Origin of the sequence: Flavobacterium sp. MFBS3-15 (genome assembly GCF_026107645.2) — a bacterium.
Lineage (GTDB): Bacteria > Bacteroidota > Bacteroidia > Flavobacteriales > Flavobacteriaceae > Flavobacterium.
In genome coordinates this window covers 1-16595 of the sequence record NZ_JAPCHV010000005.1, presented here as the reverse complement: position 1 = coordinate 16595, position 16595 = coordinate 1, and the positions used below count along the sequence as shown (strand labels likewise).

General features: G+C 45.4%; 13 protein-coding genes and 1 pseudogene. 9 read left to right on the top strand and 5 right to left on the bottom strand.

All coding sequences use genetic code 11. The features are described 5' to 3' along the window. The first annotated feature begins 6 nt into the window (after positions 1–6). On the top strand, positions 7–864 hold the full coding sequence (locus OGH69_RS05880) for a TraB/GumN family protein (protein WP_265173521.1): 858 nt from the start codon (positions 7–9) through the stop codon (positions 862–864). A 111-nt stretch (positions 865–975) separates the two neighbouring features. Then, entirely contained in the window at positions 976–3117 is a 2142-nt protein-coding gene (locus OGH69_RS05875; RefSeq protein WP_265173520.1) for an outer membrane beta-barrel protein, read from the top strand. 72 nt (positions 3118–3189) lie between these two features. Here the strand turns inward: OGH69_RS05875 and OGH69_RS05870 are convergent, their stop codons facing one another. After that, positions 3190–3993, bottom strand: coding sequence for a lysophospholipid acyltransferase family protein (locus OGH69_RS05870; protein ID WP_265173519.1), 804 nt, complete (start codon positions 3991–3993; stop codon positions 3190–3192). 39 nt (positions 3994–4032) lie between these two features. Beyond that, positions 4033–4674: an NUDIX hydrolase gene (locus OGH69_RS05865; RefSeq protein ID WP_265173518.1), complete on the bottom strand. Its 642-nt coding sequence runs from the start codon at positions 4672–4674 to the stop codon at positions 4033–4035. Positions 4675–4733: 59 nt separating this feature from the next. On the opposite strand from OGH69_RS05865, the gene OGH69_RS05860 reads away from it, so the two are divergent. After that, positions 4734–5177 (top strand): DUF4268 domain-containing protein, encoded by a 444-nt coding sequence (locus OGH69_RS05860; RefSeq protein ID WP_265173517.1) that lies wholly within the window; start codon positions 4734–4736, stop codon positions 5175–5177. Positions 5178–5225: 48 nt separating this feature from the next. On the opposite strand, the gene OGH69_RS05855 is transcribed toward OGH69_RS05860, so the two are convergent. Then, positions 5226–8471, bottom strand: a complete 3246-nt coding sequence (locus OGH69_RS05855) for a T9SS type B sorting domain-containing protein (RefSeq protein ID WP_265173516.1) — start codon at positions 8469–8471, stop codon at positions 5226–5228. A gap of 619 nt (positions 8472–9090) precedes the next feature. Here OGH69_RS05855 and OGH69_RS05850 point away from each other — a divergent pair. After that, positions 9091–9918 (top strand): helix-turn-helix domain-containing protein, encoded by an 828-nt coding sequence (locus OGH69_RS05850; protein WP_265173515.1) that lies wholly within the window; start codon positions 9091–9093, stop codon positions 9916–9918. 57 nt (positions 9919–9975) lie between these two features. On the opposite strand, the gene OGH69_RS05845 is transcribed toward OGH69_RS05850, so the two are convergent. Beyond that, the gene (locus OGH69_RS05845) at positions 9976–11664 is read right to left on the bottom strand and encodes an RluA family pseudouridine synthase (protein WP_265173514.1); all 1689 of its coding nucleotides are present in this window, start codon (positions 11662–11664) and stop codon (positions 9976–9978) included. A gap of 87 nt (positions 11665–11751) precedes the next feature. Between OGH69_RS05845 and OGH69_RS05840 the strand changes: the two genes are divergently transcribed. From OGH69_RS05840 to OGH69_RS05830, 3 genes are all read left to right on the top strand, one after another. Then, positions 11752–12312, top strand: coding sequence for a DUF6642 family protein (locus OGH69_RS05840; RefSeq protein ID WP_265173513.1), 561 nt, complete (start codon positions 11752–11754; stop codon positions 12310–12312). Between the two features lie 71 nt (positions 12313–12383). Further along, positions 12384–13499, top strand: a complete 1116-nt coding sequence (locus tag OGH69_RS05835; protein ID WP_265173512.1) for an AI-2E family transporter — start codon at positions 12384–12386, stop codon at positions 13497–13499. Positions 13500–13583: 84 nt separating this feature from the next. Continuing rightward, on the top strand, positions 13584–13994 hold the full coding sequence (locus OGH69_RS05830; protein WP_265173511.1) for a hypothetical protein: 411 nt from the start codon (positions 13584–13586) through the stop codon (positions 13992–13994). Here OGH69_RS05830 and OGH69_RS05825 read toward each other — a convergent pair. Continuing rightward, on the bottom strand, positions 13991–14623 hold the full coding sequence (locus OGH69_RS05825; protein ID WP_265173510.1) for a class I SAM-dependent methyltransferase: 633 nt from the start codon (positions 14621–14623) through the stop codon (positions 13991–13993). The two genes, OGH69_RS05830 and OGH69_RS05825, sit on opposite strands and share 4 nt — an antisense overlap. 399 nt (positions 14624–15022) lie before the next feature. On the opposite strand from OGH69_RS05825, the gene OGH69_RS05820 reads away from it, so the two are divergent. Beyond that, the gene (locus tag OGH69_RS05820; RefSeq protein WP_265173509.1) at positions 15023–15508 is read left to right on the top strand and encodes a T9SS type A sorting domain-containing protein; all 486 of its coding nucleotides are present in this window, start codon (positions 15023–15025) and stop codon (positions 15506–15508) included. Beyond that, positions 15505–16595: pseudogene (locus tag OGH69_RS05815) on the top strand (collagen-like protein); the annotation flags it as partial. The gene OGH69_RS05820 and the pseudogene OGH69_RS05815, both read left to right, overlap by 4 nt.

Below are 16595 nucleotides of genomic sequence, written 5' to 3'. Positions count from 1 at the left end.
TTCTGTATGAAAAGTTATTTTGCATTACTCCTTCTAATCATTTGTTCAGGCTGTACTTCACAAGCACTTGAAAAATCACTCTTGTGGAAAATTTCAGGAAACGGACTGGCAGAGCCATCGTATTTGTTTGGTACGCTCCATTCAGCCTGTACTATAGAAATGGATAACAAAATTACCGACGCTATAGGGAGTACAAAACAGCTATACCTTGAAATAGATTACCAGGATCCTGATTTTGAAAAGGAATTTGCTGAAGCTCCCCGTGACATGAAAGAAGGGATCACAATTGAAAGTATGCTTAGCGATGAAGATTTTCAACTTTTAGATACATATTTTATCGAGAATAAAGGAAGGTCAGTTCGAATCCATAATACCCTTAAGCCGGAATTTATAAATATGATGCTTACCTCTAAAATTCTGGACTGCACCACAAAATCCTATGAAGAGGAAATAGTCGCGATTACAAAACGACAGGGTAAGGAAACCTTCGGCCTTGAAAAAATAAAGTTCCAAGTTATGATGTATGATAGGATCCCTTATTCCATTCAGCTGGAAGGACTAATGAAAAACATTAAAGACAATTTAGCTAATGGCAGGAAAAAAGCAAAAATCATGGCAGCGATGTATGAAGAAGAGGATATCGAAGGGCTTGAAAACTTTATAAGAAACTCTGATAATAAGACATACAGCAATTATGCCGATATCATACTGAGTGAAAGAAATAGGGCATGGATACCCAAAATAGAAGAAGCCGCCAAAGCTAAGCCAACTTTTTTTGCTTTCGGGGTTACACATTTAGCAGGAACCGAAGGGGTTATCATGCTATTACGTAAAAAAGGCTACAAAGTAGAAGCTGTAAAATAATTCTGCCGCGGCAACGTTATATTTTAAAAAAAATCTTACATAAATACGTGATTTGGCCTGTAAATTGTACAGGCTTTTTCATATACGACCAATACAATACCTTACCAACCTATGAAATACATCTACTCTTTACTCATTACCTTTACCTCATTCGGCCTGTTTGCCCAGGTAGAGACTGCCAACGATACCATAAAGAACGATACCCTGCGCGCCATGGATACCGAACTGGATGAGATTGTGATCGAAAAAAAGAAGAAGGCCATCGAACGAAGGGCCGACAGGACGATATTCAATTTTGAAGACCAGCCGCACCTCAATTCGGGTTCGCTTATGGACGGGCTTAAAAAGCTTCCGGGCCTCATCATATCCGACGTAGCGGGGATGATGTACCAGGGAAAGGCGCTGCAGGTATATATGGACGGACGCCCCCTGAACATCTACTCTAACGAGCTTACCTCCTATATGGAAGGGCTGCCCGCCAACTCCATTGAAAGGGTAGAGATCATTACGCACCCCGGCTCAGAATTCCCGGCAACCTCCGGCGGTGCAATCATCAATATCATCTCTTCAAAAAATTCAAAGCAGTATTTATCGGCCACCTATTCCAACGGGTACAGCTATACCAGGTATGACGAGTCAAGGCACCGGTTCAACAACAGCCTGCTCGTGAGCTCGGGCGGCAAGGGCTACAGCTGGCAGGTAAATGGCGGCCAAAGCTACGGCGATGGCTACCAGACCAGCAGGTTTGCCGCCGATGATGTATTGCTGACCCAAAATTACTCCGACAGGGTGAACCGCTTTTATTACCTGCGCACCGGCGTAAAGATTGAGTTGGGCAAAGACCGGCTGCTGCTCAATTACGACTTCAATACCAACAAGAACACTTCGTATGTGTCGGCTTCGGGTACAGAGATACCTTCCGGTAGCATTTTTGTTACGGATGACAAAAGCATGACCGACCGTGCTTACCATGACGGGATGATCACGTATCAAAAACGTTTTGAAAATACATTGAAAAAAATCGATTTCCGGCTGAATTACAACAGCAATAAAAGCGACTTCGGCCTCGCTTCACGGATTAACGACAATAGTGTGCTGGAAAACAACAGCGACCAGGATTTTGTACAGTTCAAGACCGACTATACACAGGAGTTCAACCTGCTGGATAAGACAAAGGTGAGCGCCGGTGTTTTGGCCGACCATCTCGATTTTACCGCAGAAAGCTTTGGTAACACCAATCTTGAATATACCCGGTCTACCTATGCTGCCTATGGTGAGGGCCAGGTAACCTATAAGAAGTTCGACTTTATCCTTGGCGGAAGGCTGGAATCGTATGACATCAAAGGCAATACCGACACCGATGACCTGATACCTTTCAACCTGACGCGCTTTTTCCCGAATGCGACGGTACAGTACAACCTCATGCCGCAGGTGCACATCAACACAAGCTTCAATAAAAAAATAAGCCTCCCCGATACCGGGTCGCTTAACCCCAACAACACCAGCTACCAGAACCCTAACGTAGGCTTTTTCGGCAATCCCAACCTCGATCCCTCTATCTTTAATAATTATGAGATCGAGCTGAGCGCCTTTGAATATTTCTCGATAGGCTATTCGTATACCGACGCTAAAGACATCATTGTAAACCGCATCATCCAGAATGAGAATGGCGCTGCCAGCGTTGCGGTAAATGTACCCAATTCGAGCATCCGCAACTTTAATATCGGCCTGCCCCTGCCCTATATGCTGTTTACCAAAGGGCTAAACGCCGTACTGAAAATGGACTTCAATCCGGATGAGATCAATTTCATATACCTTTATGCCGGCAACCAGCTGCACGACATACCGGGGCTGGACACCAAAGCCGTGTGGAACTTTCATGCCTCTTCGCAGATCATCCTGCCGAAAAAGGTAAAACTTATGGCCAACTTCAGCACTACGACCACGGGAGGCAATTATTATTACTATACCGTAAAGCGCCCTGCGTACCAGTCGCTGGACCTTACGCTGTCAAGAAAATTCATGTCAGATAACCTGTCGGTATCATTGTATGTAAACGACCTGCTCAATACCAACAAGCAGGAGTTTGGCGCGGTGGGCACCAACCTGCACTACAACAGCAGCTTCGACTCAAGGAGGGTGGGCTTTTCTCTCAGCTACAAGATCCCTACCCGGAACAAGCAGGCCGAGGAGAGCAACATCCTGAACAACGGGCAGCAACAGCAGCCGTCGCAGGACGGGGTGATAAAATAAAAAGAGAGGCTTGTGGGCCTCTCTTTTCAGTTAATAGGTAAATTTATTTCATTCCAGGTAAGGAATTTAATCCTAATACTGCCACTTCCTCTGTTGGTTAAGCTCTTCCTGCTGTTCCATCACTTCGGCCGGTATCACCTTGAGGAAGGATGGGTGCTGCTCTATGGCATACTCTATTTTTTCGATGATCGATTCAACGCTTTCATTATCGTAGTCGATCTGCAACGGTTCTTTAATGATGAACGACTGCAGTATACCCTTCTTTTTCATCCTAAGTCCCTTTTTGTCGAATGAGCGGCGGAAGCCATCGATAACAATAGGCACCACAATAGGCTTGTGCTGTTTGATGATATGTGCCGTTCCCTTACGGATGGGCTTGAACGGTTTTGTTGTCCCTTGCGGAAAGGTAATCACCCAGCCATCCTCAAGCGCCATACGGATGTTCTCCGTATCGTTCGGGTTCACCTCACGCTGTACCTCTTTGCCCTTGGCACGCCAGGTACGTTCTACGGTTATGGCGCCGGCATAGGAGAGAATGCGCGGAAGAAGGCCTTCTTTCATGGTTTCCTTCGCGGCTACGTAGTAGATATTCAGCTTGGGCCTCCAAATGTACATCACATCCTTTATGTTATCCTCACGGCCTTTCAGCGCGGCATTGAACACATGGAACATGGCCACGACATCGGCAAAATACGTCTGGTGATTGGAAATGAAAAGGACATTCCTGTCAGGCAGCGCGCGGATGATTTCCGATCCGTCTATCTGGAGCTCATTAAAGCCCCGGTAGCGGCGGTGGGTAAGCATCCCAAACACGCGTATGAGCCATTTTTTCAGGAAAAGTATATGTCCGAAAGGATTTCTTTTGAATAAACCCATGATTATAGCAAAGTAAACCGCAAACTTACGAAAACGATACTATTTTAAGGCTGTTTTTATCGTTTCTTTAAGCTCGCTGAGTATCATGGCCGTAGCACCCCAAACGATATGCTCCCTAAAACGGAAGGCAGGCACACTAATGCGCTGCGCATAAGAGGTTTCCATCTCAACATCCTCAACGATGCCGTCATCCATCAGGACATCGATCGGCAGGTGGATCAGCTCTACCACCTCTTCAGGGTTCAGCATGAAATCGGGTTCTTCTTCCGCAACCCCTAAAAACGGGTATACAAGGAAGTTGCTCGGGGGTATGTAGATCTCGGAAAAAGGCATGACGACCTCCATTGCCCCGGGTAAAACCCCGATCTCCTCGAAGGTTTCGCGCAAAGCAGTATCAGCAAGGGTTTTGTCATCCGGCTCTGCTTTACCTCCGGGAAACGATATTTGGGAGGAATGCACACCCGGATAGGCATTGCGCTTTATCAGGGCCAGGTGGGTTATGCCCCCTATGGGATAGAACAGCATCATGACAGCCGATATGCGGGGGTTCTTATCTTTATAGAATTGCCTTTCCAGTGAAGGCACACGCTCCAGGGGCGACATTTTCATGTGTGCTTCCACGGCGGGAAGCTGCTGGTTTAGTATCTTTGGGATATATTTGGTAAATTCGGTAAAAAGCATTTCAGGAGTTGTGGTTTCAACCTTAAAGATACTCCAAAAAGCATTAAAACAAAAATTGTATGTTCAGCAAGGCAGAGGCCCAAAAAATGAAAAAGGAATTCTGGACGGCATTCGCAGATGCCTATCCCAGGAAATGGCTGTTGTATGACACTAAAATAAAGGATGTTACCTTCAAATTTTATGTCGACAACAAAAAAGCGCAGGTCATGCTCGACATTGAACCGCGGGAGGACGACAAGCGCATCATTTACTTTGAAAAAATGGAGTCGCTTAAAAACATATTGCTTGACGAGTTTTTGCCGGAAGCGGTATTCGAGCGGAATTTTTACCTTGAAAATGGCAAGGTCATTAGCCGCGTATGGGTGGAATTGACCGGCATAAGCCTGTATAACATGGCCAGCTGGGCAGCAATATTCCGATTCTTCAACCTCAGCATGGATGCTTTTGAGCGTTTCTTTTATGAATATGAGGACTACATCCGAGATCTGGACATCAATACGTAAACAAAAATGGTTGCCAGATGGCAACCATTTTTCTATATGATCATTTATCTATCGCAGCATTGCAAAGTGTCCTCTCAGTTCCCTGCCGTCTTCACGGTTTACAACAAACCAGTAGTCTGTTGAAGGAAGCTGGAGCCCGTTGAGCGTACCGTCCCATCCTTCGTAGTTAGGGCCAAATTGCGTAATGAGCTTACCGTAGCGGTCAAATATGGTTACTTTCATGTTAGGCTCCATGATTGAGTACGGGATACGCCACTTGTCATGAACACCGTCACCGTTTGGCGTAAAGAAGTTCGGATAGTACATCAGTACTACTTTTTTAGTTATTTCGCCACAACCGGCCGCATCTTTTACATGCACGGTATAGAGGCCCGTTTCCAATCCGGTGAATACCGGCTCTTCCTGGTAATTCGTGCCGTCAATCGAGTAAAGGTATTCGCCCGGCTCATCGGTATAGATGGCTATTTCATTCTGATCCCTTGTCCAGTCTTTCGTCTCTATGCTGCGGATGGATGGGGTGAAAGAAGCCTTCACCTCAATTTCTGAAAATCCTTCACATAGCTTGTCACCATAAGCTTTTCCTACAATTACCGTATAGTTGCCCGGCTCCGTAACAAAAATGCTTCGGGTAGTTTCGCCTGTAGACCACTCGTAAGTTGCGAAGCCTGCTTCTGCGGTCAATTGCAGCCTTCCTCCATCACATATAGTACCTTCAGTTGTTATTTCCGGCTCCTGGTATTCTCCGATGAAAAGCCTGAAAGAAGTTACGGCATGGCAGATGGCAATCTCATTGTGTACCACCCTGGCAAATATCTGCTGCCCATTGGAAATGTTGGTATAATACTCAGGCAAAGAGTTAACATCGTTATCGGCATCAGCCTGTGTAAGGTGGTAGGTAATGGTATACATCGAACTGTGCAGCGGACCCAAAATGTTAGGGTTTTGGTCTGTAAGGTGGAATTCGTGATTTTGGACCGTACCCGGCTCCGTGCATATTATCATGTCGCCAGGAGCTGTAGCATCGGCAATAGAAGGCAGTGAAAGCACATTGAACCTTTTCCTTACAATGTTGCCGCAGTCATCTTCAATTTCAAAAACATATTCGGCAGGCATAAGGTTTTCAAACACATTGCTTGAGCCATTATCAACCAAAAACGGAACATTGTCTTTTTTAACGATCCTGAAGGCAGTCGGATATCCCGTTACATCAAGCATCACATTCTCAGGCTGGCCAAGGCAGGCAAGCGAATAGGCACTGTTGATCGAAAAGCCTTCAGTATATTCAAATTCACCCAGTACGCTAAGGCATATCGCATTTTCTGCACTGCCATTGCTGAAGGTTTCAAATTTTTTAACTATCCTGAATTTGCCGGAGTAGTTAAGATTATGGCGCGTAGCACTGTTATTTAGCCTTATACTGTTAGCGCTGGCCGGCACTGTGCCTTCGGTATATGCCACACCTGTTGAAGGATGTCCCCATGTGCCTGTATTAGTATTGAATTTTTGCAGCCAGTATCCTGCTCCCTCAGTACCGTTGCTGGTATCAGAAACAGTCACCGAGAACCCACCGCAATTTGGTGTGAACGAAAAACTATTTTCAACCGGCCTGTATCCTTCTATATTTACTACCTGGTCCTTTACCACGCCACATACATCGGTAGCCCTGAATGTATAGGTGCCTTCCGGAAGCCCTGCCATATAAACATGTCCCTGTGTGCTTATCATATTGGTAACGTCATACGGCAGTGAAAAACCTAGTGCCGACGTCGCTACAATTTGTGCAGCTACTATTTTGCCGTTGCCGCTGCGTACACGAACTGATCCGTATCCTTCGCCACAGGCAGGCAATGATGCAATATTGAATTGTTTTTCAACATACTCAGGAACCAATATCTTTTTTTCATACTCAAAACCACAGTCATCTGTAAACACTATAGTGTATTCGCCAAGCGGCAGGTTATTAAGTACCAGCATGCCCTGTGCGTTTATTTTGTTGGTCACGTCGTAAGGCAATGTTTGCCCATAAGACGACGGTGCCCCAATAATTTTAGCTGCTACAAGCATTTGCTGCGGAATGCTTATCCTTATTTTTCCAAATTCAGAAAAACATCCGTTGTTGGCTGCGGTAACTACGGGCACCAAAGGAATAAATTCCACATTGATACTTTCCGAAGCTGTCCTTCCGCAAGAATCGGTCACCTGGATCACATAAGTGCCAAAAGGCAGCGGATTAGTCTGGCTTCCAAAATTTACTGCAGGTTGTGTAAATGTACCTGAAATATCATATAGCGATGGGTCAAATCCCTCAGGATGTCCGGTTACCGCAACGGTATAAGAGGTCGTAAACTTAGAAGTGTTTATCACGATATATTTTTGGGCACATGGAGCATCCCCTGTAGATAGGCCAAGTTCGAGATCCGGATCCAGCACATTGCCTTCCCTTTGATAGGTATTGCTGCAGTTGTCAACTACGGTAATGTCATAATCATACGGTTCCTCGAGACGTGGCAGAACAGCCGTAAGCACAACTGAATCAGGAGCCCCGGATGGAATGATCTGGTTCAAAACAATTTCGTTTCCTCCCAGTGTCATCGGGCTGAGTGTGTGGCGTACTGTCAATGGGTAATTGATCTGTCCCCCTGTTGGAGTGATTGTATTGTTTATGGTAATACTGTCACAATCCGTTCCTCCTTCAGCATAAGTGGCATCGGAAATGGATAGCTGCGAATTCACTACGCTAAGGTTGAAGGTTTTAACCTTACCGGCGCCGCAGGTATTAAAAGCCCTTATATTATAACTACCAGAAGGTAGCCCTGCAAAAATGTTTGAAGGCTGGAGCGGCCTTTGTACCGGCCCGGAAATAATCTCATAAGAGGCAGCAGTACCTTCCAGCACATTCACTATAATTGTGCCGCTGCCGCTGCACCCCTGCCCTTCAGCCGCAATCTCAAAGCTAAACGGCTGGATGTTTTTTTCTATAATAATGTCCTTTGACTGCGTATTCAGCTCATCACCCAAAGACTGCATGGCAATAACCCTGTAGCTTCCTGCCGAAAGGCTGGTAAGTGTATTTTCCTGTAATATCGCAATAGGGTTGTTTGTATCAGGCAATAGATATACCTTATATAGCATAGCAGAATTGGGCGTAGTGTTGGACACCAAAAATGTCAGTGAGCCATTACCCGAGCATGTTTCATCAGTTTTATTTACCTGCAAATTGAAATCTGCTAATTGTGCATTTACAGAAGTTGTAAATAAAATAACCCAAACTAAAAATGTAGTTAATACTTTCATAGTCAATTTTCAAATTTTACCTTAACATTATGTCCCATACCTTAACATTCATTCTTACAAGAAGTTAAGAACACGAAACTCTTTTCTTCATTTTACTTATACAATATTACGAAAATTGAGCCATAATATATTGATTTCTAGTTAGTTAGCTTTGTATTTCATCGATTATAAATGCAATATTCATTTTTTAGATATTTTAAAAAAATAATAACAAACTGAAATACAGATAATTACAATTAAGACGCTGAGTAGTATTTAAAAATTGTTTTTTGTTAAATTTTAAATATTGATGCGATATAATCATTTATTTAATACTAAAACAATATAATATTGATAAAATTTGATTTTTTAGTATTTATTTTTTAATAATAGAATAATAAAATGGATTAAAAATGAGTTGAATTTTCTCACGGAGACTACCAAAAAAATCTTAAATTAAATTTTTCCACCATTCAGCCGTATAATTTGCATGATCTTTTTAGTTTCTTTTTTCACTAAATGAAGCCAGAATGTCGCCATCAATCGAAATGTGCCGGATAGCAAAATAATGCAGTCCGGCAAACCTTTATTTAATAATTAACTGATAATCTGTACATTTGCATACCAAACCACTTATCAAATGAGCTATTGTGAATTTCCTGTTTCAGATGTACTGCGCCCGTACATAGATTGCTACTGGCTGCATTGCCTTGAAACCGGAGCAACGGGTTTTCGTGCACAGTCATGCCTACCCCTCGGTACGGTTGAGCTTATTATACAAACCAATGATCATCCCAGCCACCACCTGCATAGTAACGGCGGATGGGAAAAAAGCCACCGTGTATTTTTTGCAGGGCTGTATGACCATACCGTTACATGGAAAATAGCACCCGGATCGGTAATGTTTGGAATACGCCTAAAGCCGGAAAGCCTCATAAGCCTGTTCCGTTTCCCCGTCGCTTCACTGATTAATGTGGTAGGAGATGCAGAGTCGCTTCTTGATGCCGGTATAAAGTCAATGGGGGAAGAAATAAGCAATTGCATTGATGCCCCGTCCATGATAGCCATCGCCGAAAAGTACCTGCTTAAGAGGCTTAACAGCATATCGGATAATAACAATAGGTTTGTTATGGCATGCAGGCTACTGCGTGCGCATCAGGCCAACCTTAGCATTACTGCGTTAAGCGATCATCTTTCAGTCGGGAAACGGCAATTGGAGCGGATATTTAAAGACCAGATGGGCACAGGGCCCAAAACCTACCAGCGCATCGTAAGGTTTACATGTGCTTACCGCGACATTCAGCAAGGTAAAGATTTGGCATGGTCCGATCTCACATACGGAAACGGATTTTCTGACCAGTCGCATTTCATACGGGACTTTAAAGAATTCACAGGGGAGTCGCCTACAGAGTTCGTAGCCAGGTCACAACCATTCGCTCCAAAACAGTTAAGCATTAACAGCCTGTAATCTTTAACTGCAAGAGCAGGAATCAAAAATCGATGGCAGGAACAATGTCGCCGATAACTAAAAACTTTCCTTCACTTCAAACTTGACCGTCTTGCCTGTCACCGGGTGTATGAACTTCAGGAAGGCAGCGTGCAGGCATAGCCTGTCTGATGCGGTGCCGTAAAGGTCGTCGCCAACGATAGGTGCGTTAAGCCCCAGTTCGTGGGCGGCATGCATGCGCAATTGGTGGGTGCGCCCGGTTAGGGGCCAAAAATGGATTCGTGTCATTCTTTCATCCTTTTCCACTACCTTCCATTTCGTTACCGCCGGCTTGCCAAATTCAAAACAAACCAGCTGCCTTGGCCTGTTGTCCAGGTCGCCGCGCAAAGGCAGGCTTATCTCGCCTTCAATGCCCTCTATCGGCTTTGAGAGCAACGCTGTATAACGCTTGGTAACCGAACGCTTCAGGAATTGCTTTTGGATATGCTCATGCACCTCCTTCACTTTGGCAACAACCAAAAGCCCCGAAGTCGACATGTCCAGCCTGTGGATAATAAGCGGCTCAATGCCGCCCCACATCCCTTTCAACCGCGCATATACCGAATCGTATACCTGTATGCCCGGCACCGATAGCAGTTCGGCAGGCTTATTCACCACAACAAAACTCTCGTCCTCATACACAATTTCCAGTTCCCTGCCCTCTCCCCTGTTGAGCAGAAAGGGATCATCATCCAGTGCCATTCCTTCCAGCATATGGGCCAGTATAGGCTTGCACTTGCCCGTACAGGCCGGATAGAATTGCCCGTGGCTTCGCACCTCCGATTTTGGCGGCGCACCCCACCAGAATTCAGCCATCGCCAAAGGCTTGTAACCGTTGAGAAAGGCATACTGCAATAATTTAGGCGTAGCACATTCGCCTGCCGCAGCAGGTGGCTTGCCAAAAACTGTTGTGCTGAAAATGGCATGAAGGCTTTTCTCCTTCTTATCTTTATTAAGGAAGACATATTGTTCAAAGAGCTGCTGCTGCAATGCAGCCGACTTCTCGGCACGTTCTTTCCTCAGGCTTTCAATTTCCAAATCGTATGCCGACAATTGCGACTGCACTTCGTCAAGCCTTTGCTTCCAATAGGCCGCAAGCATTCGTGACTGGTGCCTGTCATTAAGGCTATGGCGCACAAGGTAGGCTTCCAGGCGCGCAAAATGCTTCTCACTCAGCAATGGCCGTTCTTCTTCACGAAGCTTTTTACGTTCGTCCTTATTGCTTTTCAACTTTGCCTTAAGGGCAGTAATTTCAGCTTCCGATTCGGCTGATAGAAGTGCAAATTCCTGCCTTAGGTTTTTATAATTTTCATCCGACTCTATTTCACTCACCCGGTCGTTGATGCTGTTAAGTATGTATTGCTCTTTCAGGAAAAAGCTGTTTTCTTCCAGCATGTCAAAAACCGGCGGCACAAAACCGGGATGGTCATTGGAACCTGCAAGCTTGCCGGAAAAGCCGGAAAGGTACCCAAGCTTCCCTTCGGCATCCTGTACCACCAGCACCCCGAACATCTTGCCTATTACCAGCCCTTCCGCTCCGGGGATAATGCCAAAATTATGGTCAAGGTCTGTTTGCGTTTCCAGGTAGTGCTTTAGCTCTTCTGCGGCAATTTCGGCCAATGGGTGCGGCTCATAATAAAACGGAAAGGTAAACCGTTCAGGCAGGGCAATCCCCTGTACGGATGCTTCCGCATAATAGGTAACCTTATTTTGGCTGTCGTATGGCAAAATCGTTTTTTAAGACTGCGAAAGTAGTGGATATTTCTTTTGCAGTAAATTGCCGGATATAATTTAACGCATTATTTTTGGGGTACTATGAATGATGAAAAGTTTATCTTTTGCCTCGAGGCAGTGCCCGACGTTGAAAGTGAAGCGGTAACCGAAACCTACACCAACCTGCAGCAGCTGGCATGGGAGCTGGGTATCGGCAGCATATATCAGACCTGCGACACCATTGAAGGACTCGAAGACAGCCTGAACGCGCTGCTGTATAACGACCATAACTTTAAAAATTACGAGATCATTTACCTCGTAATGGAAGGCGAAAAGAATACCGTTTGCCTCAATGATTATTATTACAGTATTGAAGAGATTGCCGAAATTTTTGAAGGCCGCATGAAGGGCAAGATCATCCATTTTGCAAATGCTAAAGTACTGGACCTTACATCTGACGAAGCGCAATACTTTTTGGACGTAACCGGCGCGAAAGCCATTTCGGGATATGGCGCTGAATTCGGAAAGGTTACCAGCAGCAATCTTGACAAAGCTTTCTTTGGCCTGTTTGAAGATGAGGACGATGTGATTGAGATTGTAGAAGAACTGCACCGCAAATATTATGCATTGTGCAAGCTGTTGGATTTCAGGCTGTATTATTGATTTCTTTTAAGTATTTATTGAGAAAACCCCATCTGTTTTTAGGTTATATTTGATTCGCCAATTATAACCTTATGAAACAAACTGTACGATTTCCATTCTATGCAAAATTTGCGCTTATACTGTTCATCGTTGTAGCAGTAACAGCTATCCTGTATTTAGGGCAATCGGTTATCGTACCGCTGCTCATGGCCATGCTGTTTGCAATATTGCTCCGCCCTATCGCCAACTTCATGGAGAAGAAAATGCGTACGCCCAATGCACTCGCATGCCTGCTTACAGTGACTTTTTTTGTGCTTTTCATTGGAGGCATCTTCTACTTCATTTCGATGCAGGTTGTAGAGATGGCCAACGACTGGAACACCATGAAGGCTAACCTCATGCAGCATTACCATAATCTTCAGGGGTATGTAACGGATACTTTCGAACTTGATAAGGACCAACAGGAAAAGCTCATCAGCAAAGCAGCAGACAGCTCGCTCGATTCGGGCACAACAATGGTAAGCACTACACTCGTGTCGTTTTCTGATACGATGATGAATTTGGTACTGATACCTATATACATATTCCTTATCCTGCTTTACCGCAATCACTTCATAAAATTCCTATGCAAGCTGTTTAATGAAAAACATCACGGAAAGCTGCAGGAGATACTTGCAACCATAAAAGTTTCGGTACAAAGCTACATTGTGGGCCTTATGATAGAGTTTGTCATCGTTTCGATACTGACATCAGTAGGCCTGATGATCATCGGAATGAAATATGCCATACTCCTTGGTGTAATTACAGGCCTGCTTAACCTTATTCCTTATATAGGCATTATAATAGCAGGTTTGCTAACCATAGTAGCTTCGCTCACCGGAACTACCGATCTTTCCATTATCGTGGGAATACTGATTGTGAATGTGGTCGTACAGCTTATAGACAACAACCTCCTGGTACCGATGATCGTAAGCTCCAAGGTCGAGATCAATGCTATCGCATCCATCGTTGGGATTATCATCGGGGGAATCCTCGGGGGCATTTCGGGTATGTTCCTGGCAATACCGATCATGGCCATCATGAAAGTGATTTTTGACCGCATCGACGCGCTGGAGCCCTGGGGGTACCTGCTGGGCGATGACCTGCCCCGCAACTTCCAGTTCAGGAAAAAGAGGCCTGAAAATCCGCAGGAGGCGCCTGAAGCATAAATGTGAAAAATACCCTAATTAGTAAGGGTTTAACTATCAGCAAAAGTTTATAGGAGTAAATTAGCTATCATAACCTTATGACCCATGGAAGTATCAAACCAGCTTTTTTGGCTTTTTGTACTCGCAATACCTATATCCTGTGTTGCCTGGACGGTTACTCACGAAGAAGTATTCCGTGAGCCCAGGGAGTATTGCGTTGGCCGCAGCAAGCACGGTAAAAGCATATTTGAACGAAAATTCTTTTACCTCTTCACCTGCGAATATTGCTTTAGCCACTACATTACCCTGTTCTTCCTGATACTTACAGGCTATAAATTACTGCTGGATGACTGGCGGGGCTACCTCATTGCAGGTTTTGCCCTTGTTTTTGTCGCCAACGCCTACATGAGCATCTTTGCCTTTTTGCGCCAGGCTATCAAAAAAGAAAAAACAGAAATCAAGGTTATGCAAAAAAGCGTGGAGGAGGAAAAAGATAACATCAATGGGATCCACTAACCCAAAATCCCGATAAGTATCAGGTCGGTTACAGGTTTGCCGTCCCAGCCGTCATAGTGTTTTCGTTGCGTATCCACAATCCGGAAGCCGCTATCCTTTAATGCGCCGGCAAGGTAACCTTCCTCATGATTGTACATATATACCTTATCCCCTTTGGAAGAAGTGCGCCATCCTGAAGTAGCATAATCATCTTCCATGGTACTGATGTATATCATACCCTTAGGTTCGAGTAACGCTGCAGCATCAGCAATAACCTGCAGGCAGTCCTCCTTCGAAAGATACGGAAATACAAAGCCAATCATAACCCCATTGAACTTTTCATCCAGCTTCCCGATGTCACGGCAGTCTAAAAGCTCAAAGTTAGCTTCCTGGCAATTTTGCCTTGCCAGGTCAATCATGTTTTCGGCAATGTCCGTGCCCAGTATGTTAAGCCCCGGGTATTTATCCAGCATATGGCGCGTTATGTTGCCCGGCCCACACGCCAGTTCGAGTACGGAACCATTATAAGGAAGGTTTTTACAAAACAGGCCTATAGATTCAGCATACAGACTTACGTCCATAAACCGCTCCTGATAGAAGGAAGCATTCTTATTGAAGACCTCTTTCACAAGCCTCGCGTTTTTATCCATACCGTAGTTTTTATCAAAAATATAAAACATACCCTTATTTCAGTACACGATAAAAATCTTTCGAATTCGAATTTGTTTAGAAAATGAACACTCCTTCATTTTTCACAATACCTCTTTTGGGGTATTGTAAATCACACTTACGAGCGATGCCCAAGATTATACTTTTTTAACCTTTGTAAGGGCGTTATAATGCATTCCGCATACAAACTCCTGCATTTCGCAACAAAAATTGATAACCAATATGGATTGTAGCTAATTTTAGTAAAGTTTTAACAAACACCTGCCCTCCTAAAAACATAGCCGTAAAGTATATCGCCTGTTTAAATTTTAATCAGGTAAGAATAACGACAGATATTTTTCACATTTTATAAACCAACTAAAAATAAACATTATGAGCTTATGAAAAGATTTACCCGTTTAATTATTATCCCGGCATTCCTAAGTGCACCCGCACTACTCGCGCAGGAGGCCGTGACCGCTTCGGGAACCGAAGCTTCCGGAAGCGGAGGAAGCGCATCAATCTCTACCGGGCAGGTCGCCTACACCACACTCACGGGTGCGGAAGCGATAATAACCCAAGGGGTGCAGCAGCCTTACGAGATTTTAGTACTGGGGAATGATGAGCATGGCCCCATTTTTCTTAACGTAGTGGCATACCCCAACCCCACAGTCTCAACATTAATGTTGCGGATAGAGTCCGAAAGCATGGATGGGCTGAGGTATGAACTATTTGACCTTAACGGGCGGATCCTTGCCGAAAAGCCCATTAAGGATGCAGAAACCATAATCCCCGTAGATCACTACCCGGCCGCAACCTATATACTAAAGGTATACTCCGGCAGGTTTGAAGCAAAGACATTTAAAATAGTAAAAAAGAGTATATGAAAAAGAGATTTACTTTAGCAGCATTATTATTCGGCGCCATGGTATTTGCCCAGGCCCCACAAAAAATGAGCTACCAGTCGGTCGTTCGAAATTCAGGAGGTAACCTTGTGACCAATTCCCCAATCGGTGTACAGATAAGTGTATTGCAAGGCTCACCCGACGGAACGCCGGTATTTTCAGAAACCCACAATTCCAATACCAACGTCAACGGACTTTTGAGTATGGAAATAGGCGGAGGAACCGCCGTAACAGGAACTTTTGCAGGCATAAACTGGGCTTCGGGACCTTACTTCATCAAGACCGAAATCGACCCGGAGGGAGGTACGAACTATACCATCTCGGGCACCAGCCAACTGATGAGTGTACCTTATGCACTTTATGCGGCCAACTCGCCACAGGGACCGGCAGGGCCGGCGGGACCGCAGGGACCGCAGGGACCGCAGGGACCGGCAGGAACACCCGGAGCTGATGGGGCTACAGGCTCACAAGGACCAATAGGATTAACCGGACCTGCCGGACCACAAGGGCCAATAGGAGAAACGGGAGTAGCAGGACCGATTGGATTAACAGGACCGATTGGATTAACAGGACCGGCAGGCCCAGCAGGACCAACCGGGCTTACAGGAGCTACTGGCGCAACCGGAGCAGCAGGACCAGTTGGTCTTACAGGAGCAACCGGAGCTGCTGGCGCAGCAGGGCCAGCAGGACCAATAGGACTTACAGGAGCTACAGGCGCAACAGGACCCATTGGCGCAACCGGACCAATAGGACTTACGGGACCTGCAGGACCCGCAGGACCAATAGGACTTACAGGAGCTACAGGTGCAACAGGTGCTGTTGGTGCAACCGGACCGGCAGGGCCAATAGGTCTCACAGGGGCAACAGGAGCAACAGGACCAATAGGACCCATTGGCGCAACAGGGCCAATCGGACTTACGGGACCTGCAGGACCTGCAGGACCAACGGGCCTTACAGGAGCTACAGGTGCAACAGGTGCTGTTGGTGCAACCGGACCGGCAGGGCCAATAGGTCTCACAGGGGCAACGGGTGCAACCGGACCCATTGGCGCGACCGGGCCAATAGGCTT